This is a genomic window from Streptomyces iranensis, assembly GCF_017874715.1.
Classification (GTDB): domain Bacteria; phylum Actinomycetota; class Actinomycetes; order Streptomycetales; family Streptomycetaceae; genus Streptomyces; species Streptomyces iranensis.
This window is the reverse complement of sequence record NZ_JAGGLR010000012.1, coordinates 1-25,293: the sequence shown is the minus strand read 5'-3', so window position 1 is coordinate 25,293 and position 25,293 is coordinate 1. Positions and strand designations below refer to the sequence as shown.

Sequence of the window (25,293 nt, the reverse complement as noted above, 5' to 3'; positions counted from 1 at the left end):
ATCGCGCACACGCCGGCCGGCGGCGCGCATCTTCCAGGCCGCGCCCCACGGCATGCGCGCACGCGCTGTACGGTCCGGGCCCTTCTCGTGCGCTGGGGCTGGCCGGCCGTGCGCCTGCTCGGCCCGTAAGGGCGGCGCGGCATGGCCTTCGCGGACTTGCCGCCTCAGCCGGGCCTCGTTCCGGCCGTGACGCCGCTGACCCCATCCGGCCGCACGACAGTCTGGCGGCACTGGTCTATCTTAGTTCACTAAGTGATGCCCATGTCTTGGGCGGCGGTGTGCCGCGCTGGAGAGGCGGAGGAACATGCAACGCAAGCTCTACGAGCAGGACCACGAGGACTTCCGGGCGACGGTGCGGGAATATGTGGAGCGCGAGGTGCTGCCTCACCGAGAACGCTGGGACGCCGACAGGATGGTCGGGGGGAGCGCCTGGCTGGCTGCCGGCCGCCAGGGGATTCTCGGACTTGCCGTGCCGGAGGAGTACGGCGGCGGCGGTGTGGCCGATGTCCGCTACCGCAGTGTGGTCATCGAGGAACTGGCTCGCGTGGGCGCCGCCGCGGTGAACCTGGGGTTCGGGCTGCAGGACGACATCTTCCTGCCGTATCTGCTGAGCCTGGCCACCTCGGAGCAGAAGGCCCGTTGGCTGCCGGGTGTGGCCAGAGGGGAGCTCATCGGCGCGATCGCCATGACCGAACCAGGCGCCGGCAGCGATCTGCAGGGCATCCGCACCACTGCCGTGCGCGACGGGCAGGAGTGGATCCTCAACGGCACCAAGACCTTCATCACCAACGGCATCGCCGCCGGCCTGGTGATCGTCGTCGCTCGGACCGACCCGAGTGCGAGTTCGCACGGCCTCAGCCTGCTCATGGTCGAGCATGGGATGCCCGGCTTCGAGCGCGGCCGGAAGCTGGACAAGATAGGTCTGGTGGCCCAGGACACCGCCGAGCTGGCCTTCGAAGACGTCCGAGTGCCTGCCGGCAACCTGCTCGGCGAAGAGGGAGGCGGCTTCGCGCACCTGATGGCGAACCTTCCCGGTGAGCGGCTTTCCATCGCGCTGCAGGCGCTCTACCCGGCACGGGCCGTGCTGGACTGGACGCTGGAGTACACCAAGGAGCGCATGGCGTTCGGCAAGCCGTTGGCCGCATTCCAGAACACCCAGTTCCGACTCGCCGACATGGCCACCGAACTCGACGTCGTCCAGGCGTACGTCGACAACTGCCTGCGTGGCCTCAACGCAGGCGAACTCACCGCGGTGGACGCCGCCAAGGCGAAGCTCGCCACCACCGAGCTCCAGCAACGTGTGGTCGACCGCTGTCTGCAACTCTTCGGAGGTTACGGCTACATGAGCGAGTACCCGGTCTCCCGGGCCTTCCTCGACGCACGCGTGCAGACCATCTACGGGGGTACTTCCGAGATCATGCGCACCATCATCGGCCGCGACGTCACGGGGATGCGCTCATGACGGGGGCGGGGGCGAGGGCGGACGCTGCGGACCACCTGGTGCGAGAGCGGCGGGGTGCCGCCGAGTGGCTGGTGCTCAACCGGCCCGCCCGGCGGAACGCGCTGACTGTCGAGCTCGTCCGCGACCTGGCGGACGCGGTGGCGCAGGCGGGCGCGGACCCCGAGGTGCGGGCCTTGGTCGTCACCGGAGCGCCGCCCGTCTTCTGCGCGGGAGGTGACCTCACCGCCTTGTCGGCCGTGGCCGAGAGGGGTGCGCGCGCGGTCACCGACGCCGTGTACGGGCAATTCCAGCGCCTTGTGCGGCTGCTGCGCGATGTCCCGGTTCCCGTACTCGCCGCCGTCAACGGGCCCGCTCTGGGCGCCGGCCTGGACCTGGCCCTGGCCTGCGATCTGCGCTATGCGAGCCGAACGGCGAGCTTCGCCAGCTCGTGGATCAACGCCGGACTCGTTCCGGGCATGGGAGGCGCTCATCTGCTGACCCGGACTGTCGGCAGTACGCGGGCGAACGAGATGGTCCTCACCGGGCGGGCGGTCCCCCCGGACGAAGCGTACGCATGGGGCCTCGTCAACGAGGTCCTCGCGCCCGAACAGCTGGAGGAACGGGTCACCGAGGTCACCGGTGAACTGGCGAAGTTGTCCCTCGCCGCACTCAGCAGCAGCAAGGCGTCCCTGCGCCGGGCCCTGAGCTCGGAGTTCGATCACGAACTTGCCGTGTTGGGCGCCGTGCAGGGGGGACTGCTCACCGGTCAGGAGTTCCGCGACGCGATGGCGCGCTTCAGAAAGAAGTCTTGAGGATCTTTCTCGCCCACGGCGCCCCGTCCCGTCCCCGGGTTCGGGGTGCCGTGGCGTGGGCGGCTCCCGCGGTCAGGAAGCGAAAGATGAGCCAAGGCGCATCTAGATAACTAGGTTATCGATGCTTTATCGCATCGTTATCTATGAAAAATGCTGTTCAAGCCCTTGTCGCACTTCCGCCCTCCCTCCATACTCTCCTCATCAACAAAGTGAACTAAGTTGATGAGGTGCTATGTCAGGCAAGAGAATCGCCCGCAGCTCGTTCCGAGCGGCCGCCAGTGCTTGTACGGTCCTGGCTCTCACGCTCGTCTCGGCCTGTGCCGGCAGCGACGCCGCCACGACCGGGGAGGCAGAGAAGGCCGAACTGCCCGTGAAGAAGGCACAGGGCAAGCCGATCGTCATCGGCATGATCAACAATGACAGCAACGCGGCGGGCAACTTCGCCAACGTCGGTCAGGCGACCCGCGCGGCGGTGAAGTACATCAACAACAACCTGGGCGGGGCCGGCGGGCGGCCGATCCGCCTCGAGTACTGCGCGTCGAACGGGACGTCCGCGGCGTCGGCGAACTGCGCGGCGCAGTTGCTGCAGGAGAAGCCCGCTACGGTGATCGGCGGCCTCGATCTCGGCTCGGACGGCTCCATTCCCGTTCTTGCCAAGGCCGGTGTGCCCTACCTGAGCCCGACGCCGACCAGCTCCGCCGATCTCACGTCCCCCACGTCGTTCTCGTTCGTCGCGGGATCGGCGCCGTCACAGGGCGCCGCGGCCACCTATGCGGCGAAGGAGCTGAAGACCAAGAAGGCCGCCGTCCTGTTCAACGAGAACCCCCAGGCGCGACTGACCGCCGAGAAGTTCGTCCGGAACGTGCTCAAGGCGCATGGCGTGAGCCACGTGACCATGGCGCCCTTCAGCGCGAACGAGACCGATATGGCCGGTCCGCTCAGCCACGCCCTCAAGGGCGGGACCGACACGGTGTTCGGGATCATGCCGGAGGCCGGATGCGTCAATGTCCTGAAGGCCAAGCAGTCGTTGGCCAGCACGGCGAACTACTTCTTCAGCGGCAACTGCGCCGCGCCGAGTGTCCTCAAGGCCGGGGGAAGCGCGGCCGAAGGGACGTACTTCCCCGTGTCCGTGCAGCCCGCGAACGCGGACACCCCCGACACCAAGGCGTTCCGGTCCGCCATGGCGCGGTACGCCCCCTCTGTCGATCTCGGGGTCTACCCGGAATCCGCCTTCGGTACGGCCGTGACCCTGTCCCGGGTGCTGGCCAAGATCGACAAGCCGGACGACCCGTCAGCCGTGATGAGCGCCCTCCGCGGGCTGAAGAACCAGCCGACGTTCGTCGGTCCCAAGGTCACCTGTGACGGCAAGCAGGTCAAGAGCCTGCCGTCCGTCTGCAGCGACAAGGTCCGCATTGTGAAGAGCGAGAACGGTGAGCTGAAGGACGACGCCGGGCGCTGGTACCCCGAGTGATCATCTCCATGCTCCCGGTGGATCACCGGCGGACCGAAGGAACGACATGATCGAGCTCCTGCAATTCGCCCTCCTGGGCCTCGGCGCGGGAACCATCTACGCCGCGCTGGGCACGGGAGTGGTGCTCACCTACCAGGCCGCGGGTGTCATCAACATCTCCCTGGGCGCGATGGGGATGTACATCGGCTACACCTACGCCTTCCTGCGCAACGAGAACCTGCTCGTCCTCCCGATCGGCACGTTCTCCATGCCGGTCCTGCCGGTCTGGGCCGCCATACTGCTCTGCCTCGCCATTGCGATGCTCCTGGGCCTGCTCGCCTACGCACTGGTCTTCCGTCCGCTGCGTGCGGCGTCGGGCCTGCTGAAACTCGTGGCCGCCGTCGGCATCGTCATGGTCCTGCAGTCCCTGGCGGTCCTGCGATTTCCGAGCACGAGCGCCAGTGTGCCGCCGATCCTGGCGAACGACCCGCTGCACATCGGCGGTCTGACGGTGCCCTGGGACAGGTTCCTGCTCGCGGCCGCCGTCATCGCCGTCGCCGTCCTGCTGTGGGCCATGACGCGGTTCACCCGCACCGGACTGGCGATGCGGGCGGTCGCCGAGGACGAACGGGCGGCCATGCTCCTGGGGCACTCTCCCGGCCGGCTCTCCGCACTGGCCTGGTTGGGGTCATCGGCGCTGGCGGGGCTGCTGGGCATCCTCGCCAGCCCGATCACGGGGCTCGACCCGGTGACCAACAGCCTGTTCGTCGTGCCGGCGCTCGCCGTGGCGATCGTCGGACGGCTGCGCTCCTTCGGCGTGACGGTCGCCGCCGGCATCGCCCTGGGCATGATCCAGAGCGTCGTACTGAAGCTCCAGGGTGACTACTCCTGGCTGCCGCAGACCGGACTGCGCGACGTACTGCCCTTCCTGGTGATCGTCGTGACGCTCGCCGTCGGCGGCGGGCGGTTGCCCTCGCGCGGTACGGAAGAGGACCCGCGGCTGCCGGCGGTGCCGCGCGGTGGCACGAAACCGATCACCGTCGCCGCGACGCTCCTGGCCGGCGTGGCGCTGATCCTCACTCTGGACGGGCCGTACCGCACCGCGCTGACCACGTCCGTCGTCGCCGTCCTGGTCTGCTTGGGCATCGTCGTCGTCACCGGCATGCTCGGACAGATCTCGCTGGCCCAGATGACCTTCGCCGGCGCCGCCGGATTCGTGCTCAGCAATCTCACCACGCACACCCATCTCCCGTTCCCGCTCCCTCCGCTCATCGCGGTGACGCTCGCCGTGCTCCTGGGCGTGGGGGTCGCCGTGCCCGCGCTGCGCATACGGGGAGTGACCCTCGGCGTCGTCACGCTGGGCCTCGCCGTGGCCGTGTCGGAGTTCGTCTTCAAGAACCCCGACTGGACGGGCGGGTTCGGCGGCAGCCGGGTACCGGAACTGCGCCTGTTCGGGGTCGGTCTCGGCGGCGGCGGAGACGTCGGGTTCGCCCTGTTCGCCCTGTTCACCGTCACGGCCTGCGCGGTCGGCGTGGTCTGGTTGCGCCGGACCCGCCTCGGTGGCCAGATGCTTACGATCCGCGCCAACGAGCGAGCGGCTGCGGCGGCGGGCATCAACATCGCCGGGGTCAAGCTGACGGGCTTCGGCATCGCCGCCGGCCTCGCGGGAACGGCCGGTGTACTCCTCGGATACCAGCAGGAGAGTCTGGCCTTCCAGAACTTCGACGTGTTCGTGTCGCTCACCTACGTCGCGGTGGTGTACCTCGCGGGCATCAGCCGGGTCTCCGGTGCCGTGATCGCTGGTCTCATGGCCCCCGGCGGGCTGGTGTACTACGCGCTCGACCGCTGGCTGGAACTCGGCAAGTACAACGCGATCGTCAGCGCGATCGGACTGCTCGTCGCCCTGGTGACCACCCCTGGTGGTGTGGCAGGGGAGCTCGACCGGCAGATGCGGTGGCTCGCCGGCAGGCGGCGCCGCCCGACCGTGCCGGAACCGTCCGGCGAGCAGGCCGCTGTACTGGGAGAGGAGACCGAGCGTGTCGTCACTCGCACTACGTGATCTGAGCGTCACCTTCGGTGGCGTACGCGCCCTCGAAGGCGTGAGCCTGGAGGTCGCGGAAGGAACCCTCACCGGTCTCATCGGCCCCAACGGCGCCGGCAAGACCACCCTGCTGGACGCGTGCACCGGCTATGTCGCCGCACGCGGCGAGGTGTACCTCGGCGATCGCCGGCTCGACAACCTGGCGCCCTACCGGCGCGCCCGCGCCGGACTGGTGCGCACCTTCCAGTCGCTCGACCTGTTCGACGATCTGACCGTGGCGGAGAACGTGGCCACCGGAATGCCCGGAGAAACCAACCGGCGCTGGTGGCACCAGCTGAGGCGGATGCCCTCCGCCGACATCCCGGTCCTGCACGACCTCCTGGGGTCGCTCGGGCTCGACGGCGTCGCGGACCTCCTGCCCGGTGCCGTCAGCCAGGGGCAGCGGGCGCTGGTGGCCCTGGCCCGCGCCCTGATCGCCCGCCCCGACGTGCTGCTCCTCGACGAACCCGCGGCGGGCCTCGACACCCATGAGAGCGAAGAACTGGGCCGGCGCCTGAGAGGCGTGTGCGAGCGGGGCACCACCGTGCTCCTGGTGGAACACGACATGGGCCTGGTCCTCGGCAACTGCGACCACGTCCACGTCCTGGACGGCGGCAAGCAGCTCGCCTCGGGGACCCCGGCGGAGGTCAGGAGCGACCCCGCCGTCCTCGCGGCCTACCTGGGCGAAGGGAGTCCGTCATGACCGGCGCGGACAGCGCAACCGACACGGCCGGTGTCGCCGCCGCCGAGCCCGCGCCCGCCGTCCTGCGAGTGCGGGGCCTGCACGCCGGCCACGGCGCGGGCACCGTCGTCCGCGATGTCGACCTGCACGTCGCACCGGGGGAGGTGGTGGCCCTCTTCGGGCCGAACGGCGCGGGCAAGACCACCACGCTGCTGACCCTGTCCGGCTGCCTGCCGGCCCACGCCGGGCAGATCGAGTTGCTCGGCGCCCCGATCACCGCGCGCACCGGGGCCCGTGCTCTGGCCCGGCGCGGTCTGCGCCTGGTTCCGGAGGACCGGGGGCTGTTCCGGCAGCTGACCGTCAGGGAGAACCTCGCGCTCTGCCTGGAACAGCGGCGCGGCGGCCGGGCCCTGATCGAGGAGGCACTGACCGTGCTGCCTCAGCTGCGTCCGCTGCTGTCCCGGCGCGCCGGGCTGTTGTCCGGGGGTGAACAGCAGCAACTCGCTCTTGTGCGTGCTCTGTTGGGGCGCCCCCGACTGCTCTTCGTGGACGAGATGTCGCTCGGCCTCGCGCCGAGGATCGCCGGAGAGCTGCTGCGGACGCTCCGTACCCTGGCCGTGGAGCGCGGACTCGGCGTGCTGCTGGTCGAGCAGCATGTGCCCGCCGCCCTGGAGGTGGTGGACCGGGTGTACGCGCTGGCCCGCGGCCGTCTGGTGCACAGCGGGCCCGCGGATGAACTGCGCCGCGACCCGGGCCTGCTCCAGGCCGCCTACCTCGGCGGTACGGACCAGCGTGACCGGACTGCTCAAGACACCTGATGATCTCAAACTTGTACGCCCCGGGAATCCGCTGAGAGCTCCCGGGGCGTACAGGTGTGCATGGGCACTCATATGGCTCAGGGGAAGACCGAGAGCGTCTCCACGAAGTCGTCGATCCCCCCGGGGCCCGGTTCCGCGCCGATGAACGGGCTACGCTCGGTCACCGGGCGCGCCGGGGGGCGGTGGTCGTTCGACCCTGCCTTCCGTGCCTTCCGTGCCTTCCGTGCCTTCCGTGCCTTCAGGGACGGGGACGATGAGGGCGGAAGACCGGAAGCAGCCAGCCGTCCGAGATTGGGGAGAAGTCCACGATGAGTTCCATACCGATCCGGACCTCGTCCGGATCGGCGTCGATCACATTGCTGATGAGGCGGGCACCCGGCGCGTCCGGCAGGTCGACGACGGCCGCCACCACCACGGCGTCGTCCAGCCCGGGGATGTTGCGGACGACGGAGAAGCTGAAGACGCTTCCCCGGCCGGACAGCCGGACCCAGTCGACGTTCTGTGACTGGCACTCGGGGCAGAACGGGGTCGGCGGCAGCCGGAAGTGGCCGCAGTCGGCACAGCGCGGTGCGGTCAGCCGACGTTCCCGGGCCGCTTGCCAGAACGGCTCGGTGACGTGATCGGTGGCGATCCGTACCCGCTGGGCGGGCAGCGCCCGGGACAGGGCGGCGCTCATGCGTCACGCCCCAGGACCAGGCCGCTGACCGGGATGGTCGCCGGGCCGCCGCTGACCAGGGCCAGCTCCGCTCCCGGCACTTGGTTGACGGCGGTGCCGCGCAGCTGCTCCACCGCTTCCCGCACATGGGTCATGCCGATCACGTAGCCCTCCGAGAGATGTCCGCCGTGTGTGTTGACGGGGATCGAGCCACCCTTGTAGCGGATGGCCCCGCTCTCCACGAAGGCACCGCCCTCTCCCTTGGCGCAGAAGCCGTAGTCCTCCAGCTGCATCACGACCATGGGTGCGAAGTGGTCGTACAACAGGGCCACGTCGATGTCGTCCGGACCGACGCCGGCCTTGGCGTAGAGACGCTGGGCCACCGCCGCGTGGCCGGAGGAGGCGAACGTCTCCTCCGGCATGCCCATCCAGCTGAAGCCCCGGCCCCACTCCCGCCGTCCACCGTGCGCGGCCGCGACGACCGGCACGGGCTTCTGGCGGAGGTCACGGGCGCGTTCGAGACTGGTGGTGAGGACGGCGACCGCACCGTCCGTCTCCATGCAGAAGTCGTACAGACACAGTGGCTCGGCGATCATCCGTGCGTTGAAGTAGTCGTCGAGAGTGAGCGGCGTGCGCCGCAGCGCGGTGGGGCGCGTGATCGCGTTCTCCCGGGTGGAGATCGCGACCTCGGCGAAGGCCTCGCGGCGGGTGCCGTAGGCGTGCATGTGACGGCGGGCCAGTACCGACATCAGGTGTCCTGGGCCGGTCAGGCCCGCGGGCTGGATGAACGACTTCTCGGGCGTGGGCTCGGCCTTGCCGAAGACACCGCCCAGCCGGTACTCGGGGAGCTGCTGCAATGCCATGACACTGACCACGCAGGTCGCGTCGCCCGCGACGATGGCGGCGCGGGCCAGGCCGATGGAGCCGGCCGAGCCGCCCCCGCCGGCGGTCAGCGAGGCTGTGAAGGTCACTTCGGGGATGCCGAGGGTTTCCATGAGGGAGGCGGTCTCCATGGACCGGCCATAGCCACCGCCCGCCATGGAGTAATAGGCGAAGCCGTCGATGTCCTTGACCGACAGCCCGGCGTCCTCACAGGCCGCCAGGATCGCCTTGCCCGCCAGCTCCGTGATGGTCTGCGGGTGTGATTCACCGCGGGGGTAGTACGGCGTTGCGCCGACCCCGACGATCGCGGTGTCGGGGGTTTGCGGAGCCATGGGCGTCTCTCTTTCGCGGTCTCCGTCGGATACAGTCAACCTAGGATTCTTAGTTCACCATGTCGGAGTCAGAATAGTTCCGTCCGTGGTCTGTCAGCAAGGGAGCGGGTGATGAGGAGCTCTGCACCGTTCCCGGCCGCGGGCGATCACCGGACGGGCCGACGTGGGGCCGAGCGAGATAGCTATCCTCGTAAGTGACGTAACCCAGGTCTCTCCGTGGCCACGGCGGGCCCGGATCGCAGTGAAACAGTGAAGGCGGAAACCTATGGCGGGGTCGGACGAGCGGCGTCCTGATGGTGTGAACTGGAACAATGGGGGGGCGGTTGCAGCGGTCAACGGCGTGCGCGCGCCGAAGACCGGTGAGCTTGTCGCTCGGCGTCTGCGCCGCATGATCGTCGATGGCGAGCTCAAGAGCGGTGACTTCCTGCCGCATGAGCCGGAACTGCTGGAGCACTTCAATGTCTCCCGTCCGACTCTGCGGGAAGCCGTCAGGGTCCTGGAGTCCGAAGGGCTCGTGGAACTCAGGCGAGGTTCGCGCACCGGGGCCAGGGTGACAGTGCCTGGTCCCGAGGCCGTCGCCCGGCCGGCGGCCCTCCTTCTCCAACTGGAGGGTGCCACGCTGGCCGACGTCTACGTGGCGCGCAGTGCGATCGAGCCGCCGGCCGCGCGGCTGCTCGCGCTCGACGGCGACGAGGAGAAGTACGCGGCCCTGGAGCAGGCGCTGGAGGAGGAGCGGGCCAACCTGGACGACGTGGATCGATTCGCCATCGGTGCCGCCCAGTTCCACCTGCGTCTCGTGCAGCTCTCCGGCAACAAGACCCTGGCCGTCATGGTGGGGATGGTCTACGAGATCATCCTGCGCCAGTCGCAGATCGTGGTCCGCGCTCGCCGTGAGAACACGCCCAGCCTGAGCCGTCAGCACAACAACCGGGCCGTGCGTGCGTACGAGAAGCTGGTCAAGCTGGTGCGCTCGGGTGACGGTGACGCGGCGGAGGCGTTCTGGCGCAAGCACCTCGCGGTGGCCGACGAACTGGTCCTCGCCGGCAGTGAGGCGACAAGGGTCATCGACATCCTCGACTGACCACCCCGGCGTACCCGGCCCTGAACCGGGCGCACCTGTTGCGCCGGCCAACTCGCTCACATGGGGTCCGGTCATGGCGGAGCCGGGATGTTCCACGTCAAGCGGAACACCGTGGCCACCGCCTCCCTGGCCCCCCGGGGGTGGCCAGGTCGCGGCCTGCCCACCCCGGGGACGCTGCTCAGCCCGTGGACGACCCTGTGTGCGCTCGGGCCAGACGCAGGCCCTCGTCCCTGCTCGTGGCGATGACCTCCCATCGCTCGCAGGAGCAGGCGCACACGTAGCCGCCCTTGTCGTGGGGGATGACGGACTGGGCGACACAGGCGCCGACGCTGGCCACATCGTGCAGGAACTCGGTGGGCGAGTCGTACATCACGTTGTCGGACATGGCTCAGGCTCCCGCGACGGCCGTCGGCAGCGGGGGCACGTGGGGGAACAGCTCGGCGAAGACACCGGTGGTGATCCGTTCCCTGACCTTCAGGTCGACGCCGTCGAACAGGCCGTGCAGCGTCTCCTGGGTGTGCCCGAAGGTGCCCTCCATGTGCGGGTAGTCGCTGCCCCACATGACGTTGTCGTAGCCCATGGACGCCGCGGCGGCGACGGCGGTCTGGTCGTGCTGGAAGGAGGCGTACACCTGGGAGTAGATGATCTCCCGCGGGGATCGCTCGAGCTTGGGGCGGACCATGGCCGCGTGCTGGCGGTAACCCTCCTCGATGCGGTCGGCGATGAACGGTACCCAGGTGGCGCCACCTTCCGCGACCAGCACCTTCAGGTTGGGGTGACGGTCGAGAGCGCCGGAGGCGACCATCTTGACCACCGCACGCTGACCGCCGAACGTCGTCTCGGTGTAGTTCAGTACCGCCCCGCCCGGACCCCGGTACACGACGCCGGCCATCGCGCCCGTGGAGAGGTCGACCGGGTCGGTGCCGATGTGGAAGGCCAGCACCATGTTCGCCGCCTCTGCGGCGGCCCAGAGGGGCTCCCACGCGTCGTGGTTGTAGTCCTTCTGCAGCGGATGCGGCCTGACCGGCAGGAACACTGCCCGGAATCCCATCTCTGCGGTCCGCTCCAGCTCCCGGACGGCGTCCCCGATGTCCAGCGTGGACACCTGGGCGGTGGCCACCAGCCGCTCGGATGCCTGGTCGATGGTCTCCCAGGACCAGTCGTTGCTCACCCGCAGAGCCTCCCGTAGCGCTTCGGGGGTGCGGAACGACGAGCTCCACAGACCCAGCGACGGGAAGACCAGCTCACCCCAGATGCCCTCGTTGTCGAGGTCCTTCATCCGCAAAGTGACGTCCCGGGCACCGGGCGCCCGGTTCGCCGCCTCGCGGAACTCCTGAGTCGCCGACGGCGGAGTGGCGCGGCGGAAGGACATGCCATCGATGTGGACGGTCTCCCACATGCCGTCGGGGTCCTTGACGCTCCGCGGCATGAGGTCGGCCAGGTGCGCGGGGACGTTGCTGCGCCACAGGTCCTCGGGCTCCATGAAGTGCGAGTCACCCGAGTTCGCCCAGATTTTCTCCATGACTCTCTCCTTGAGTGGGTGGTGATCAGTTCGATCCGGTGAAAATGCTGTTTTCAACGGTGCATGTCGACTCGCCGACTGTCAACGGCCTGCGGGACGTCTTCGAGATGGCAGTGCAGAGCGAGGTGGGCGGGGTGTCGGGCTCCCGGCAGCTGGACCCAAGGTTGGGGTTGGCGAAAATGACATTTTCGATTGACTCGCGGTCCGGTTGCGTACTGACATAAATAACTTCGTTAGCTACGATGGAGTGATCGAGTAAGGGAGCGCCGTGAGGTTCACTGTCGAACATCCGATCGGAAAGCCTGGCTGCGTGCCGGAGCTGTACGGGCCCGAGGGGCTGCGCGCATTCGCCCGCGCGGCGGAGGAGGCGGGCTTTGACGCGATCGCGTTCACGGAGCACCCCGCGCCGTCGGGGAAGTGGCTCACCTCGGGGGGACACGCGACCCTCGATCCGCTCGACGCCCTCGCCTATTGCGCCGCGGTCACGGATCGGCTGCGCCTGATGACCTACCTGATGGTGCTGCCGTATCACAGCCCCCTGATGGCGGCCAAGCGGATCGCCACCGTGGACCGGCTTTCCGGCGGTCGGCTGACGATCTGTGCCGGCGGGGGCTATCTGCGGTCGGAGTTCAACGCGCTCGGCGTGGACTTCGAGCGGCGCGGTGAACTGTTCGACCAGGCACTCGATGTGCTGCGGGACCTGTGGACCGACGAGTCCTACACCGGCGAAGGGCTTCGGTACACCGCGCATGGCACGGTGAGCACCCCCGGCCCTGTGCAGGTGCCTCATCCACCCGTGTGGATCGGCGGCAACGGACGGAACGCACGGCGCCGGGCCGCCCGTGCGGCCCAGGGCTGGTCTCCGCTGCTCAACAGCGCCGGCATGGCGGCCACCACCCGGACCACGGCGCTGTCGACGCCGGCCGACCTGGCGGCGGCTGTCGCGGAGTTGCGCCACTTCGCCGCCGAGGCCGGACGCGACCCGTCGTCCCTCGAGGTACAGGTGCAGACGCCGCACAGTGACGTCCGCCCCGGAGAGGGCGCTCATCTGCCCCGGCGCGATCACCTCGAGGAACTCGCCGACGCCGGAGCCACCTGGTTCGTCGTTCGTGTGCCTGGAAGCAGCCTGGACGAAGCCCTCAGGGCCTTGGAGTACTACGGACGTGAGGTGATCGCGAAGTGGCGGTCGGAGAGGAGCGGGCGATGACCTTCGAGCTGGGTCTCGACGGCAAGGCCGCAGTGGTGACCGGGGCGGGTGCGGGCATCGGCCAGGCCATCGCGGTCGCGCTGGCCGGGGCCGGCGTGCGGGTCGGGTTGATCGACATCGACTTCCAGCGAGCCGAGGCAACGAGGGCGCTGGCCGAGACGGCCGGGGGTACGGCGATCTCGCTGGTGGCGGATGTGATGGACACCGCCGCGCTGACCGAAGCCGTCGCGGCCACGCACCGGACGTTCGGTCGACTGGACATCCTGGTCAACAACGCCGGTGGTGTGCGGGCCAGGCGTTTCCTGGACCAGAGCGAACGCAGCTGGCGCCGTCACATCGACATCAACCTGGTCAGCATGCTGGCGGCGACCTCGGCCGCCGCGCCGATGATCGCTTCCTCCGGAGGCGGTTCGATACTCAACATCACCAGCATCGAGGGTGAGCGTGCCGCTCCCATGTACGCGGTGTACGCCGCCTGCAAGGCCGGGGTGATCAGCTTCACCCGGACCATGGCGGTCGAACTGGCCGAGCACCGGATCCGGGTGAACGCCCTGGCGCCCGACCACACCGCTACGGCCGGCAACCGGGGGATCCTGACAGGCCTGGTGGACCCGGGCGCCCTGCCGCCTCGCCCACCGGACCGCGAGGCAGCTGTCAGGCGCTACGTCCCGTTGGGCCGCGAGGGCGCCGCCGAGGAGTGCGCCGACGCGGCGGTGTATCTCTGTTCCGATCGCGCAGGCTATGTCACCGGCATCACTCTCCACGTGGACGGCGGTACCGCCGCGGCAGGAGGCTGGGTGCGCTCGGGCGGCGGCTGGACCCTTTACCCGGACGCGGCACCTCTGGCGGGGTGGGACGCGGGATGACGGCCGGGTCGCCCTGGTGACCGGCGGTGCACAGGGCATCGGGTGTGCGCTCACCGTTGGAAGACGGGCTTCCCCGCTCGCAGAACCAGCGCCACCTGGTCGGCGGACGGCCTGGCCAAGGCCGCTTCGACGGGTTCGCCGAGCAGACACAGGTCGGCCGGGCAGCCCGGTGCCACGCGCCGAGGAGGGCCGCCGGGGGAGTGCGGCGGGGACAGGAACCCGGCCAGAACCACCCCGGGGGCGACACGTTCGTGAGAGCCGAGCACCCTCCCCGACGGAGTGCGGCGGGACGCCGCGGCGGCCATGGTGCGCCAAGGGTCCGGATCGCCGAACGGGGCATCGCTCGACGGCGCGGTCGGCACGCCGTGTGCCAGCAAGGTGGCGTAGGGATAGAGGTGTTCGGCATCCCGGGGATCCACCGACGCCAGGTAGGTGTCGCCCCGTGTGGCGATGAAGGAGGGCTGGGTCACGACCGTCAGCCTCTTGGCGGCCAAGTGCTCGCACATCTCGGGCGGCACCACGGCCGCATGCTCCACACGATCGCCCTCGCAGGTTCCCACGATCTCCAGCGCGGCCAAGGTGAGCAGCAGGGATTCCCTCGTCACACAGTGGACCGCCACGGGACGCGCAGCCCGGTGCGACCGGTCGATCAGGCCCGCCAACTCCTCGAGACCGGGGAGGTCGTGGTCGCGCAGCAAAATCTTGTACGGCCCACTGGACAGGCCGGGAGCCAGTGGTGTCCCGGTCGCGGCGCCCAGCAGCTGCACCCCCTGACGCAGGCGGCCCCCAAGTACGGCGGTGCCGATCAGCTCCAGACCTGCCGCGTCCAGGTCCGGCGTGGCATCCGTGACGCCGGTGATCCCGTACGAGGCCAACCGCTCGCCCACGGACGCCAGATCGGGTGGCTCGGCACCGATCGCCGCCCGCAGCCGGACGTCGTAGCGCCAGAGGCGTCCGGTCGGATGTCCGGCCGCGTCCCGTTCGACGTCCAAGGAGTCGTCCAGCGCCGAAGCGACGGCCGCCAGCCCCGCGCTGTTGAGGATCCACAGTGCCCCGCCCCGGTGCTGGAGGCGCACCGGGCGGTCGGCGACCATGCCGTCCAGGGCGGTTCGGTCCAGCAGACCGGCCACCGACTCGCTGTACCCGGTGCCGCGCACCCAGCCGCCCGCCGGAACCGCGTCTGCCGCCCCGCGCAGGACGGCACGTAGTGCGGCGGCGTCGTTCACGGCCGGAGGACCGCAGACGACGGACCGCTCCGCGGCGCCCATGGCGAGCAGATGCGCATGATGGTCGTGGAGCCCTGGCAGCAACGCGCCGCCGCGCGCGTCCACGAGATCCTCGTCCCGCGCCGGGCGCAGCCGCTCCGCCACCTCGGTGACCCGTCCGTCGCGTATCCGGACGTCGGTGAGGTGTCCGTCGGTGCGGCATCGCGCGATGAGCAGGTTCACGGACGGCACCACCGGGTGAGCACGCGTGCGGTGTCGGCTCCAAATTCCGTGGCCCGCTGCCCCGGCCGTGGCGCGCGTGGCGCGCGGACCGGGAAGACCTCGTGCTCCGTCTCCACCCACCAGTCGCCGTCCGGGGCCTGCCGTACGACATGCGGTTCGGCGGGCCCCCGAGCGGCGAAGGCGGCGACATCCCGCATGGAGACGTCGATCAGGCAGCCCTGTTCCCCGGCGAGGGCCGCTGCCGTGGAGACCGCCGCGTGGACACCGGTCAATGGGTCCGCCAGGGCGTCCCCGCAGGGCAGCGGCCCGTGCTCGGTCCGGACGACCAGACCCGCTCCGGCGGCGACATCGTCCCCGAAGCCCACACGGTTCGCCCATGGCCCCGTCCGCCCGTACGCCGTGATGCTGGTCCACACCGTGCCCGAGGCAACAGCCTCCTCGGCGTCGATGCCGAGGTGCCGCAACGCCCTGGGGCGCGAGGCCTCGAGAACGACGTCCGCCGATTCGAGGAGCCGCCGCAGGGTGGCGACGCCGGCCGGTGAGGTGAGATCGAGGGAAACGGACGCATGCCCGGCGTGCAGGAGGTCGTAGAAGGCCGGTGGGCCGAACCGGGCGCCGTCGAGGCGGTGCGGGCTCTCGACCTTGACGACGTCCGCGCCGGTCAGGCCGACCAGCCGCGCGCACAGCGGGCCCGCCCACAGGGAGGTGAGGTCGACCACGAGCGGGCGCCGGCGCCGGTGCTTACGGGGGCCGCCGCCGTGGATCAGCACTGGCCTGGGGCCGGATCCGGCGGTCCCGCGGCGGTGCGCGGCCTGTTCGTCCGGCAGGCCGCGGGGGGTCACCGGTACCGTGGCCGCCGGGATGCCCAGCAGTTGGGCACGTTCGGCCACATCGACCGCCCTCCGGTCCGCCGACCAGCGTTCGAGCACCTCCCAGACGTCGGTTTCCACGGGGTTCTCGACGAGGGCGGCAACGAGGTCGCGATCGTCCTCCCGGGACAGTGAGACGCCTACCCAGCCGTCCACGGCGGACAGGATCCTGAAGGCGCCGCCCGCCGACCACGGGCCGCGCCGGGACAACCCCGCGATGGCCGCGCGCTCGCCCAGCAGGTCGGTCCCGGGCAGCCGGACGGCCTTTCCCGTCCGTGCCCGGCTCAAGGCGGCGACGGCGTCGAGCGCGATGCGCAGCACGCCGGCCGGGGCTCCGGGGGCCGCGAGCGGTGCCCCGTCGGGCAGTCCGGTCAGAGCCATCGCTCCCGAGTCGGCCCAGTCACGGAGCCCTCCTGCCGGGGGTCCTTGCACGCAGTCGCCGAGCAGAGCCGCCGCCGGAGCGCCGAACGCGGCGGCGAGCCACGAGGTTTGGTGGCGGGAGTCCCCGGGTGACACCGGGGGCAGGGACTCCTCGCCTGCTGGATCGCCGTGGCGCGAGTCGGATGTGGATGCGGGCATTGATGTCAGTCCCCACTGCGACGCTGTCTGCATCTCGCCGGGCCGCCCACGGCCGAAGACGGCTCGCGGTCCGGCAGCCGCCAGAAGGGCCACGCCGGACCACCAGTCTACTGGCGCGTGCGATGCGGTGAGCGCCGGCCGGGTATGAGTGCTCCCCGCTGGATCACCAGGAGCGCCGTGATGGTTTACTAGGTTGTCTATGTTGAAAGGGGGGCCATGTCCATGGACGGTAACCGGGTTTCCGGAACAGGGCGGCCGCTGAAGGGCGGCCGACCTCGCCTCACTCGTGTGCGGCCGGGGCTGTGGAGCCTTCCGATCCCGCTGCCGGGGCCTCTTGGGCATGTCCTGGTGTACGTACTGGAGACCGACGCGGGCCCCTATCTGGTCGACGCGGGCTGGGACACCGAGGAGGGCTGGAGCGCGCTGACCGCAGGGCTGCGGGCGCTCGGCACGCGGGTCGAGGACGTCCGCGGCGTTCTGGTGACCCATTCCCACCTCGATCACTACGGCCTCGCCCCGCGCATCCGGGAGGTGTCCGGCGCCTGGGTGTCCCTGCACGCGCTGGACGCCGCCGGCCTCGCGCAGTTCCGCGCCGATCCGGCCTCGCTGTCGGCAGCGCTGCTGCGCCGGGCCGGGGCGCCGGAGGCGGAGGTGAGGAAGGCGCTCGACGACATCGGAACGCGCTCCGGGCAGGACGCCGCGCCCCCGGACCGTCACCTGACCGACCGCGAGCGGCCCGACGTTCCCGGCTGGGATCTCACCACGCTGTGGACACCCGGCCACACCCCGGGCCACCTCTGCTTCTGGGAGCCGCGTCACCGCTTGCTGCTGACCGGGGATCACCTGCTGCCGCGGACCACGGTGGGGATGCATCAGCCGAGGGACGAGACCGACGACCCCTTGGGGGACTATCTGGAAACCCTGGAGCCGCTGGTGCGGATGGAGCCGGATCTCGTACTGCCCGCCCACGAGTACCGCTATACCGACATCGCGGCCCGCGTCGGCGAAGTGCGCGACCACCACGCGGCGCGCACGGCTCTGGCGGTTTCGGTGCTGCGTGAGGGGCCCGTCACCGCATGGCAGCTGGCCGGGCGTCTGCGGCGCTCCGGCAGCCTGGAGGGGCTGCGGGGCTTTCCGCTGCGTGCGACGGTCTCCCGGGCGCTGGTGACCCTGGCTCACCTGCGCCGCCTCGGCGCGGCGCGGGAGGTGCCGGGCCCGCCGCCGTACTGGACGGCCACCGCGCGTCTCCAGCGGTGTCCGGGCGTCTTCCCGGGCTGAGGAGCCGTCGGTCCGCTCTGTCACTCGTCGGGCCGCTGCATGACCGATCCGCCCGAGAGCAGCTCCCGCGCGCCCGGCACGTCCCAGTCCTCCAGCACCTCGAGGCTGTGCGCGCCGGGCGCCGCCCGCGGTCCGGCGGCACGGGTCGCCGTGGCGGAGAAGCGGGGCGCCGGGGCGGGGACGGCTTCCCCCTCGGCGGTGACATGGACGTTCCGGGCCGTCATATGGGGCTCGCGCAGGGCCTCCGACCAGTTGAGAACCGGCGTCACGCACGCGTCCGCCCCGTCGAAGACCTTCTCCCACTCGGCGCGCGGATGCGAGGCGAAACGGGCGGCGAACGCCTCGCGCATCCGCGGCCACGCCGTACGGTCGTGTTGTGAGGGAGCCCATTCGGGCATGCCGAGCAACTCGACGAATCGTGCGTAGAACTGGGGCTCCAGCGCGCCCACGCTCATCCAGCCGCCGTCGGAGGTGGCGTATACGTCGTAGTAGGGAGCGCCGGTGTCGAGCAGGTTGCGGCCGCGCTCGTCGGCCCACCCGTTGTGGCGGCGCTCGGCCCAGATCATCGCCGCGAGATGTGTGACACCGTCGACGATGGCCGCGTCCACGATCTGTCCCTCGCCGGTGGCACGGGCGTGGTGCAGCGCGGCGAGTACTCCCACCACCAGGTAGAGCGCGCCGCCGCCGAAGTCGCCGAGCAGGTTGAGCGGCACCTGGGGCGGGCCGCCGGCCCGGCCGATCGCCGCCAGGGCACCGGTGAGGGAGATGTAGTTGATGTCGTGGCCCGCCGTGTCCGCCCGCGGACCGTGCTGCCCCCAGCCGGTCATACGGCCGTAGACCAGACGGGGGTTGCGGGCGTGGGCGGCGGCCGGGCCGATGCCCAGACGTTCGGCGACGCCCGGCCGGAACCCCTCGATGAGGACGTCCGCGCGCTCGGCGAGCCGCAGCACCGTGTCCGCGCCGCCGGGGTGCTTGAGGTCGATGATGATCGACCGGCGGCCCCGCTCCAGGAAGTCGGAGATGGGGGACGGTTTGGGGCGGTCCACCCGGACGACGTCGGCGCCGAGTTCGGAGAGCAGCAGCGAGGCCATGGGAGCCGGGCCGAGGCCGGCGATTTCGAGTACGCGGACTCCGGCGAGCGGGCCCTGCGCCGAGCCGGTCACGCGCTCAGCTCCCTCAGGGTGTTGACGTCCCGGACGCGTCGCCGGTGTGTCGCGGCCAGCGGCTTGGCGTTGAGGGTCGTGGCACCGCTCTCGGCGAAGGCCGTGACACGCTCCTTGACCCAGCCGGGCGGACCGATCAGGGAGACGCCCCGTACCAGTTCCTCGGGGACCGCCGCGGCCGCGTCTTTCCTGCGGCCGTCGAGGAAAAGGTCCTGGATCGTCGCGGCCGCCTCCTCGAAGCCGTACCGGCGGGTCAGATCGTTGTAGAAGTTCCTGCCCTTGCCTCCCATGCCGCCGACGTACAGGGCCAGATGCTCGCGCACCTGCTGTTCGGCGGCCGCGCGCTCCTCGGCGTTCTCGGTGATCGCGACATGCGTGTCGACGATGGTGTCGAGCGCGGGCAGTTCGGGGGCGCGGCGGGCCGCGCCCGAGTCCAGGGACTCGCCGAACGCGGCACGCGCGCCCTCGGGGAAGTAGAAGATCGGTTCCCAGCCCTCGAACAGTTCGGCGGCCAGGGCGACGTTCTTCGGACCGAGCGCCGCCAGGACCATGGGAACGCGTGCGCGTACCGGGTGGTTGATCAGCTTGAGCGCCTTGCCCAGGCCCGACCCGCCGTGCGCCCGGCTCAGGGGCAGCTGGTAGCGCGGTCCGTCGTGCACGACCGGCTCGCGGTTCCACACCTTGCGGCAGATCTCCGTCACCTCCCGGGTACGGGCGAGAGGGGCGTCGTACGGCAGGCCGTGGAAGCCCTCGACGACCTGCGGGCCGGAGGCGCCGATCCCCAGGGTGAAGCGGCCGCCCGAGACGTAGTCGAGGCCGGCCGCCGTCATGGCGAGCAGCGACGGTGTGCGGGAGTAGATGTTGAGGATGCCCGAGGCGATGCCGAGGCTGCTCGTCCGCGCGGCCAGGTAGCCGAGCTGGCTCACCGAGTCGAAGCTGTACGCCTCCGGGACGAAGACGATGTCGAGTCCCGCCTTCTCGTAGTCGACCAGTTCGTCGACCGTCTCGGCGAACCCTCCGCTGTAGGCCATCGGCATTCCGATCCGCATGTCACCGGTCCTCTCACACGTCATTCGGACATCTGGCCGCCGGGCCGCGGCTGCGGTGTGAAGCAGACCGGCCCTGGAGTCATCATAGGTGACCTAGTAAACTAACCTACAGTTGTTGTGGTGAAGGAGGCTGTCATATGTCCACACGCGATGCCGTCATCGTCGATGCGGTCCGCACTCCGGTCGGCAAGCGGCGCGGAACTCTCGCGGACCATCACGCCGCCGACCTGTCGGCTCATGTGCTCCGGGCGCTGGTCGAGCGCACCGGGTTCGACCCGGCGCTGGTCGACGACGTCATCTGGGGCTGCGTGCAGCAGGTGGGTCAGCAGGCCAACAATGTGGCGCGCATGGGCGTGCTCGCGGCCGGCTGGCCCGAGTCGGTTCCGGCCACCACCGTCGACCGCCAGTGCGGCTCGTCCCAGCAGTCCGTGCACTTCGCCGCCGCGGGCCTGATCTCCGGGCAGTACGACGTGGCCGTCGCGGGTGGTGTCGAGATGATGAGCGCCGTACCCATCGGATCCTCGGTGAAGGACCCTGAGCTGGGCAGGGCCGGCGGCCCGCTGGTGCAGGAGCGTTACGGTGCGACCTTCAGCCAGGGTGTCGGCGCCGAAATGATGGTCGACAAGTGGGGCTTCGGCCGCGCGGAGATGGACGAGTTCGCCTCGGCCTCCCATGCCAAGCTCGCGGAGGCGACCGACGGGGGACGCTTCGAGGGCCAGCTCGCACCGGTCGCCCTCGCCGACGGCACGGTCTTCGCCGCGGACGAGGGTCTCCGGCGGGGGACGACCGCCGAGAAGCTGGCCGGGCTGCGGCCCGCCTTCAAGGAGCACGGCACCATCCACGCCGGCAACTCCTCGCAGATCAGCGATGGTGCGGCGGCGCTGCTCATGATGACCTCGGAGAAGGCCGCCCAGCTGGGCCTCACCCCCATCGCCCGCGTGCACACGGCCGTGCTCGCCGGTGACGACCCGGTGCTCATGCTGGGCGCCCCGATTCCCGCCACGGCCAAGGTGCTCGCCCGCTCCGGTCTGGCCATCGGCGACATCGGCGCCTTCGAGGTCAACGAAGCCTTCGCGCCCGTACCGATGGCGTGGCTCGCGGAGACCGGAGCCGATCCCGGGCGCCTCAACCCCAATGGCGGTGCCATCGCCATCGGCCACCCGCTGGGCGCCTCGGGGGCCCGTCTGATGACCACCCTCGTCCACCACATGCGGGACAACGGCATCCGTTACGGCCTGCAGACCATGTGCGAGGGGGGCGGCATGGCCAACGCCACGATCGTCGAGCTGCTGGCCACGGTCTGACGGTGACGACGACGGCCCTCCGGGTGTGAACGGAGGGTGATCCCACAGTGTCATGCTCATGGGACTGTTCCAGACATAGTTATCTCAGTATGCTTTCTTTGGAAGTGGAGGTGGCCTATGGGCGCTCGCAGTCGCCTGGCCGAACTGCTGAGCAAAGCTCCGGTGGACGCTCGGGCCGTGGAGTTCGAGGATTCGTGGTGGCATTGGGGCGCTCTGCGTTCGACCGCCCGGGGTCTCGACGCGTTGCTGACGGAAGCGGGCCTGGGAGAAGGAACCAGGGTCGGGGTCGTTCTGGAGAACCGGCCCGAGCACCTCGCCGTCGTCTGCTCCGTGCTCGCCACCGGCCGGTGCGTCGTCACCCTGAACCCCCTCCAGCCTCCCGAGCGGCTGGCCGCGGACATCGCGCGCAGCGGACTGCCCGTGGTCGTCGCGTCACCCGGCACGCTGGACGACGAGAGCGTGCTGGGCGCCGTCACCGGGACCGGGCTGGGACTCCGGCTCGGGCCCGACGGCGGCCTGGAGCCGGCCGGAGGCACGCCGCTCCTGGACGCCGAGACCGCCATGGGCGTCTCCATCGAGATGCTCACCTCCGGTACGACCGGCCCGCCCAAGAGGATCCGCCTCCTCGACCGACAGTTCGACACGGCCCTGGAATCCAGTGGACAGAGCCCGAAGAAAGGGGCGCTGCTGCGCTCCGGGGTGGGCCTTGTGACCACCCCGCTCGTACACATCGGTGGTCTGTGGAGCGCACTCTCCGGCCTCTACGCAGGTCGCCGCCTCGTCCTCCTGCGCCGCTTCGCGCTGGAGCCCTGGGTGCGCGCGGTCGAGCGGCACCGGCCGCCCGCCGCCGGACTCGTCCCGGCCGCGCTGCGTACCGTCCTCGACGCCGCGGTGCCGCGGGAGAGGCTCTCCAGTCTGCGCGTCGTCACCTGTGGCACCACCTACTGCCCGCCCGAACTCGCGGACGCCTTCTTCCGCGCGTACGGCGCCCGCGTCCTGATGACGTACGGGGCCACGGAGTTCGCCGGCGCCGTCGCCGCCTGGACTCTTCCGCTGCACAAGAGATGGTGGGACACCAAGGCGGGCAGCGCCGGACGCCCTCTCCCGGGTGTCGAGATGCGCGTGGTCGCGGACGACGGGACCGAGGCCGCGCCCGGCGAGGTGGGACGCCTGGAGATCCGCACCGCGCAGTCGCCCGACGGGGGCGACGCCTGGGTGCGCACCAGTGACCTCGCCCGGCTCGACGAGGACGGATTCGTATGGATCCACGGCCGGGCGGACGACGCGATCATTCGCGGCGGTTTCAAGGTCCAGCCCGACCAGGTGCGCCGGGCCCTCGAGCGGCACCCCGCCGTGCACGAGGCGGCTGTCGCCGCTCTGCCGGACGCCCGCCTGGGCCATGTGCCGGTGGCCGCCGTCGAGCCGAGGCCCGGCTGCACACCGCCCACCGCGCAGGAGCTGACCATGTCCTGCCGTGAGGTGCTCGCCCCGTACGAGATCCCGGCCCATATCCTGGTCGTCGACGCGCTGCCGCGGACACCGTCGTCGAAGGTCAGCCGCGTCGAGTTGCTCGACCTCGTACGGGCCTCGCTGGCCGCCGACGGAGCGGTATGACCGCCGGGGCGGCCCCCGTCCGGGAGACCCCCGGGACCTCGCGGGAGCCCATGTCGGTGACGATCGCCCCCTGGCCGGTGGCGCAAGGGTTCCGCCGGTCCTTCCAGCCTATTTCCCTCATCCCGGCGGGCAGGGCCGGGAAGCGCGGACTGCGCCGGCTTCCGCACGGGCCGCGGCCGACGCGGCCGGAGGCACCTTCGCCGAGAATGAAACGCACACCTTGGGAGTCACAGTGAAGCCACGAATCGGGCAGACGCTCGCCAGCACCGTTGACGAGACGACCGTCATCGTCGTCCGTGCCCCCGGCACCGACGTGAGGATCACCTGCGGAGGCGCGCCGATGTGCGACGCACGCGAGAAGCCCGGCACCGCAGGGGGTCCCGACCCCGCTCAGGCCGGCGGCACTCTGCTGGGCAAGCGCTACGCGGACGACGAACTCGGCCTGGAGCTGCTGTGCACCAAGGCCGGGCAGGGCACGCTCGCCGTGGACGGGCGCCCGCTGCCGGTCAAGGCCGCCAAGGCGCTTCCGGCTTCCGACTGACCCGGCGAGAGGTGAGCCTGCAGTGAACGTGACGATGCTGCTCGACATGGCGGCCGAGGGCTTCGGGGACCGTGTGGTCACCGGCCGACGGGAGGGCGGCCTGACCGCTACGGAGCTCCGCGCGGCCTCTCTCGCGGCCGCCGCCGACATCCGTGAGGCGGGTGCCGACGCGGTCGTCTTCCTCGATGTGAACGGTCCCGCCTTCCCCGTCGCCCTGTGCGCGGCGGCCCGAGCCGGTGTACCGCTCGTTCCCGTGAACTACCGCCTCGGCGAGGAGCAGCTCTCCACGGTCCTCGCCAACCATCCCAAGGCCTTCGGGATCGCGGGCCAGGAACAACTGGAGACGCTGAAGCGGGCGGGCCTGCGGGCCCGCACCTGCCAGGAGTGGCTGCGCGCCACCCGGGAAAGCGCGGTGGCGGACCTCGAAGAGACGTTCACCGACCCGGAGGCCCCGGCCGTCATCATCTACACCAGCGGCACCACCTCGGATCCCAAGGGAGTGCTGCTCCGCCACACCAATCTGGTGTCCTACGTCCTGGGCACGGTCGAGTTCGCCTCCGCCGAGCCGGACGAGGCGGCGCTGATGAGCGTCCCGCCGTACCACATCGCGGCCGTGGCCAACGTCCTCACGAACCTCTACGCCGGACGCAGGACGGTCGTGCTGGAGCGGTTCACCCCCGAGGAGTGGCTGCGGCTGATGCGGGACGAAGGCATCACCAACGCCATGGTGGTGCCCACGATGCTCGCGCGGATCGTGGACAGCTGCGCCGACAAGACGCTGCCGGCGCTGCGCGGACTCGCCTACGGCGGGGCACCGATGCCCTCGGTGGTGATCGAGCGGGCGCTCGGGATCTGGCCGCAGGTCGGCTTCGTCAACGCGTACGGCCTGACCGAGACCAGTTCGACCATCGCCGTCCTCGGCCCCGAGGACCACAGGACCGCGTTCGCGAGTGACGCCCCGGCTGTCCGCGCACGCCTGGCCTCGGTCGGCCGCCCGGTGCCCATGGTCGAGCTGGAGATCCGGGACTACGAGGACAGGCTGCTCCCGCCGGGAGAGAAGGGACGGGTCTGCGTACGGGGCGAGCAGGTCTCCGCCGAGTACGTGGGGCAGGGCAGGGCCGTCGACGCCCGGGGGTTCTTCGACACCCGTGACCACGGGTACCTGGACGAGGACGGCTATCTGTTCATCGCGGGCCGTGCCGACGACACCATCATCCGCGGCGCGGAGAACATCGCCCCAGCGGAGATCGAGGATGTGCTGATGCGGCACCCCGCCGTCCTGGACGTCGCCGTGGTGGGCGTACCCGACGACGAGTGGGGACAGCGTATCGAGGCCGTGGTCGTGGCGCGGCCGGGCGCAACCGCCGAGCCCGAAGAACTGTGTCGGTTCGTCCGCGATGCGCTGCGGGGGAGCAAGACCCCGGACCGCATCGAGATCTGGGACGAGCTTCCGAGGACGCCCACGGGCAAGCTGGTGCGGCGCAGCGTCGTCACCCGGCTGCACTCCGGCGCGGCAGGGCTTTGAACCAGTGGGGTGGGGCCCGCCCCGCCCCGGCCGGGCCGCCCCCCCCCCCCCGGGGGGTAAGCCGGGGGGGAACGCGGCGTCCCCCCGCCCCACCA

At 70.6% G+C, this 25,293-nt stretch carries 22 protein-coding genes; 14 read left to right on the top strand and 8 right to left on the bottom strand.

Going from position 1 to position 25,293, the window contains the following annotated elements; all coding sequences use genetic code 11:
- Nucleotides 1–304 precede the first annotated feature (304 nt).
- The 6 genes from J2Z30_RS22355 to J2Z30_RS22330 all read left to right on the top strand — a co-directional run bounded on the left by J2Z30_RS22355 (nucleotide 305) and on the right by J2Z30_RS22330 (nucleotide 7,283).
- On the top strand, nucleotides 305–1,462 hold the full coding sequence (locus J2Z30_RS22355) for an acyl-CoA dehydrogenase family protein (RefSeq protein ID WP_044580533.1): 1,158 nt from the start codon (nucleotides 305–307) through the stop codon (nucleotides 1,460–1,462).
- The gene (locus tag J2Z30_RS22350) at nucleotides 1,459–2,253 is read left to right on the top strand and encodes an enoyl-CoA hydratase/isomerase family protein (RefSeq protein ID WP_044580534.1); all 795 of its coding nucleotides are present in this window, start codon (nucleotides 1,459–1,461) and stop codon (nucleotides 2,251–2,253) included. The genes J2Z30_RS22355 and J2Z30_RS22350 overlap by 4 nt, the downstream gene beginning before the upstream one ends.
- A 232-nt stretch (nucleotides 2,254–2,485) precedes the next feature.
- Nucleotides 2,486–3,724, top strand: a complete 1,239-nt coding sequence (locus J2Z30_RS22345; protein WP_044580535.1) for an ABC transporter substrate-binding protein — start codon at nucleotides 2,486–2,488, stop codon at nucleotides 3,722–3,724.
- A 46-nt stretch (nucleotides 3,725–3,770) separates the two neighbouring features.
- Nucleotides 3,771–5,762 (top strand): ABC transporter permease, encoded by a 1,992-nt coding sequence (locus tag J2Z30_RS22340; protein ID WP_044580536.1) that lies wholly within the window; start codon nucleotides 3,771–3,773, stop codon nucleotides 5,760–5,762.
- Nucleotides 5,740–6,486, top strand: a complete 747-nt coding sequence (locus tag J2Z30_RS22335; protein ID WP_044580538.1) for an ABC transporter ATP-binding protein — start codon at nucleotides 5,740–5,742, stop codon at nucleotides 6,484–6,486. The genes J2Z30_RS22340 and J2Z30_RS22335 overlap by 23 nt, the downstream gene beginning before the upstream one ends.
- The gene (locus tag J2Z30_RS22330; RefSeq protein WP_078957219.1) at nucleotides 6,483–7,283 is read left to right on the top strand and encodes an ABC transporter ATP-binding protein; all 801 of its coding nucleotides are present in this window, start codon (nucleotides 6,483–6,485) and stop codon (nucleotides 7,281–7,283) included. Before J2Z30_RS22335 ends, J2Z30_RS22330 begins: the two co-directional genes overlap by 4 nt.
- Nucleotides 7,284–7,521: 238 nt before the next feature.
- On the opposite strand, the gene J2Z30_RS22325 is transcribed toward J2Z30_RS22330, so the two are convergent.
- Together J2Z30_RS22325 and J2Z30_RS22320 are read right to left on the bottom strand one after the other, a co-directional pair.
- Entirely contained in the window at nucleotides 7,522–7,959 is a 438-nt protein-coding gene (locus J2Z30_RS22325; protein ID WP_044580539.1) for a Zn-ribbon domain-containing OB-fold protein, read from the bottom strand.
- Complete coding sequence (locus J2Z30_RS22320; protein ID WP_044580541.1) at nucleotides 7,956–9,152, bottom strand: thiolase C-terminal domain-containing protein; 1,197 nt, start codon at nucleotides 9,150–9,152, stop codon at nucleotides 7,956–7,958. The genes J2Z30_RS22325 and J2Z30_RS22320 overlap by 4 nt, the downstream gene beginning before the upstream one ends.
- A 340-nt stretch (nucleotides 9,153–9,492) precedes the next feature.
- Between J2Z30_RS22320 and J2Z30_RS22315 the strand changes: the two genes are divergently transcribed.
- Entirely contained in the window at nucleotides 9,493–10,233 is a 741-nt protein-coding gene (locus J2Z30_RS22315) for a FadR/GntR family transcriptional regulator (RefSeq protein WP_308280012.1), read from the top strand.
- A 178-nt stretch (nucleotides 10,234–10,411) separates the two neighbouring features.
- On the opposite strand, the gene J2Z30_RS22310 is transcribed toward J2Z30_RS22315, so the two are convergent.
- The gene (locus tag J2Z30_RS22310) at nucleotides 10,412–10,618 is read right to left on the bottom strand and encodes a hypothetical protein (RefSeq protein WP_044580542.1); all 207 of its coding nucleotides are present in this window, start codon (nucleotides 10,616–10,618) and stop codon (nucleotides 10,412–10,414) included.
- Between the two features lie 3 nt (nucleotides 10,619–10,621).
- Nucleotides 10,622–11,755 carry an amidohydrolase family protein gene (locus tag J2Z30_RS22305; protein WP_044580544.1) on the bottom strand — a complete coding sequence of 378 codons (1,134 nt, stop codon included), beginning with the start codon at nucleotides 11,753–11,755 and terminating at the stop codon, nucleotides 10,622–10,624.
- A gap of 310 nt (nucleotides 11,756–12,065) precedes the next feature.
- Between J2Z30_RS22305 and J2Z30_RS22300 the strand changes: the two genes are divergently transcribed.
- Both J2Z30_RS22300 and J2Z30_RS22295 read left to right on the top strand, forming a co-directional pair.
- A complete protein-coding gene (locus J2Z30_RS22300; protein ID WP_209468787.1) occupies nucleotides 12,066–12,962 on the top strand; it encodes a TIGR03619 family F420-dependent LLM class oxidoreductase in 897 nt (298 codons plus the stop codon).
- Nucleotides 12,959–13,828 (top strand): SDR family NAD(P)-dependent oxidoreductase, encoded by an 870-nt coding sequence (locus J2Z30_RS22295; RefSeq protein WP_044582591.1) that lies wholly within the window; start codon nucleotides 12,959–12,961, stop codon nucleotides 13,826–13,828. The genes J2Z30_RS22300 and J2Z30_RS22295 overlap by 4 nt, the downstream gene beginning before the upstream one ends.
- A gap of 50 nt (nucleotides 13,829–13,878) precedes the next feature.
- Here J2Z30_RS22295 and J2Z30_RS22290 read toward each other — a convergent pair whose 3' ends face one another.
- Together J2Z30_RS22290 and J2Z30_RS22285 are read right to left on the bottom strand one after the other, a co-directional pair.
- Nucleotides 13,879–15,276: an amidohydrolase family protein gene (locus J2Z30_RS22290; RefSeq protein ID WP_044582592.1), complete on the bottom strand. Its 1,398-nt coding sequence runs from the start codon at nucleotides 15,274–15,276 to the stop codon at nucleotides 13,879–13,881.
- Nucleotides 15,273–16,724 carry a CoA transferase gene (locus J2Z30_RS22285; RefSeq protein ID WP_078957221.1) on the bottom strand — a complete coding sequence of 484 codons (1,452 nt, stop codon included), beginning with the start codon at nucleotides 16,722–16,724 and terminating at the stop codon, nucleotides 15,273–15,275. Before J2Z30_RS22285 ends, J2Z30_RS22290 begins: the two co-directional genes overlap by 4 nt.
- 216 nt (nucleotides 16,725–16,940) lie before the next feature.
- On the opposite strand from J2Z30_RS22285, the gene J2Z30_RS22280 reads away from it, so the two are divergent.
- Nucleotides 16,941–18,002, top strand: coding sequence for an MBL fold metallo-hydrolase (locus J2Z30_RS22280; RefSeq protein ID WP_308280011.1), 1,062 nt, complete (start codon nucleotides 16,941–16,943; stop codon nucleotides 18,000–18,002).
- A 20-nt stretch (nucleotides 18,003–18,022) separates the two neighbouring features.
- Here J2Z30_RS22280 and J2Z30_RS22275 read toward each other — a convergent pair whose 3' ends face one another.
- Both J2Z30_RS22275 and J2Z30_RS22270 read right to left on the bottom strand, forming a co-directional pair.
- Nucleotides 18,023–19,165: a CaiB/BaiF CoA transferase family protein gene (locus tag J2Z30_RS22275; RefSeq protein WP_044580547.1), complete on the bottom strand. Its 1,143-nt coding sequence runs from the start codon at nucleotides 19,163–19,165 to the stop codon at nucleotides 18,023–18,025.
- Nucleotides 19,162–20,214, bottom strand: coding sequence for an LLM class F420-dependent oxidoreductase (locus J2Z30_RS22270; RefSeq protein WP_044580549.1), 1,053 nt, complete (start codon nucleotides 20,212–20,214; stop codon nucleotides 19,162–19,164). Before J2Z30_RS22270 ends, J2Z30_RS22275 begins: the two co-directional genes overlap by 4 nt.
- Nucleotides 20,215–20,351: 137 nt before the next feature.
- Between J2Z30_RS22270 and J2Z30_RS22265 the strand changes: the two genes are divergently transcribed.
- From J2Z30_RS22265 to J2Z30_RS22250, 4 genes are all read left to right on the top strand, one after another.
- Complete coding sequence (locus J2Z30_RS22265; protein WP_044580551.1) at nucleotides 20,352–21,518, top strand: thiolase family protein; 1,167 nt, start codon at nucleotides 20,352–20,354, stop codon at nucleotides 21,516–21,518.
- A 117-nt stretch (nucleotides 21,519–21,635) separates the two neighbouring features.
- Entirely contained in the window at nucleotides 21,636–23,132 is a 1,497-nt protein-coding gene (locus J2Z30_RS22260) for a class I adenylate-forming enzyme family protein (protein ID WP_044580553.1), read from the top strand.
- Nucleotides 23,133–23,364: 232 nt separating this feature from the next.
- The gene (locus tag J2Z30_RS22255; RefSeq protein ID WP_044580554.1) at nucleotides 23,365–23,673 is read left to right on the top strand and encodes a hypothetical protein; all 309 of its coding nucleotides are present in this window, start codon (nucleotides 23,365–23,367) and stop codon (nucleotides 23,671–23,673) included.
- A gap of 22 nt (nucleotides 23,674–23,695) precedes the next feature.
- Complete coding sequence (locus J2Z30_RS22250; protein WP_044580555.1) at nucleotides 23,696–25,198, top strand: class I adenylate-forming enzyme family protein; 1,503 nt, start codon at nucleotides 23,696–23,698, stop codon at nucleotides 25,196–25,198.
- Nucleotides 25,199–25,293: the final 95 nt, after the last annotated feature.

Bases quoted from the DNA above. Each gene is read 5' to 3' on its own strand.
- J2Z30_RS22355 (WP_044580533.1), top strand. From the start codon at position 305: ATGCAACGCAAGCTCTACGAGCAGGACCACGAGGACTTCCGGGCGACG.
- J2Z30_RS22350 (WP_044580534.1), top strand. From the start codon at position 1,459: ATGACGGGGGCGGGGGCGAGGGCGGACGCTGCGGACCACCTGGTGCGA.
- J2Z30_RS22345 (WP_044580535.1), top strand. From the start codon at position 2,486: ATGTCAGGCAAGAGAATCGCCCGCAGCTCGTTCCGAGCGGCCGCCAGT.
- J2Z30_RS22340 (WP_044580536.1), top strand. From the start codon at position 3,771: ATGATCGAGCTCCTGCAATTCGCCCTCCTGGGCCTCGGCGCGGGAACC.
- J2Z30_RS22330 (WP_078957219.1), top strand. From the start codon at position 6,483: ATGACCGGCGCGGACAGCGCAACCGACACGGCCGGTGTCGCCGCCGCC.
- J2Z30_RS22325 (WP_044580539.1), bottom strand. From the start codon at position 7,959: ATGAGCGCCGCCCTGTCCCGGGCGCTGCCCGCCCAGCGGGTACGGATC.
- J2Z30_RS22320 (WP_044580541.1), bottom strand. From the start codon at position 9,152: ATGGCTCCGCAAACCCCCGACACCGCGATCGTCGGGGTCGGCGCAACG.
- J2Z30_RS22310 (WP_044580542.1), bottom strand. From the start codon at position 10,618: ATGTCCGACAACGTGATGTACGACTCGCCCACCGAGTTCCTGCACGAT.
- J2Z30_RS22305 (WP_044580544.1), bottom strand. From the start codon at position 11,755: ATGGAGAAAATCTGGGCGAACTCGGGTGACTCGCACTTCATGGAGCCC.
- J2Z30_RS22295 (WP_044582591.1), top strand. From the start codon at position 12,959: ATGACCTTCGAGCTGGGTCTCGACGGCAAGGCCGCAGTGGTGACCGGG.
- J2Z30_RS22285 (WP_078957221.1), bottom strand. From the start codon at position 16,724: ATGCCCGCATCCACATCCGACTCGCGCCACGGCGATCCAGCAGGCGAG.
- J2Z30_RS22280 (WP_308280011.1), top strand. From the start codon at position 16,941: ATGTCCATGGACGGTAACCGGGTTTCCGGAACAGGGCGGCCGCTGAAG.
- J2Z30_RS22270 (WP_044580549.1), bottom strand. From the start codon at position 20,214: ATGCGGATCGGAATGCCGATGGCCTACAGCGGAGGGTTCGCCGAGACG.
- J2Z30_RS22265 (WP_044580551.1), top strand. From the start codon at position 20,352: ATGTCCACACGCGATGCCGTCATCGTCGATGCGGTCCGCACTCCGGTC.
- J2Z30_RS22260 (WP_044580553.1), top strand. From the start codon at position 21,636: ATGGGCGCTCGCAGTCGCCTGGCCGAACTGCTGAGCAAAGCTCCGGTG.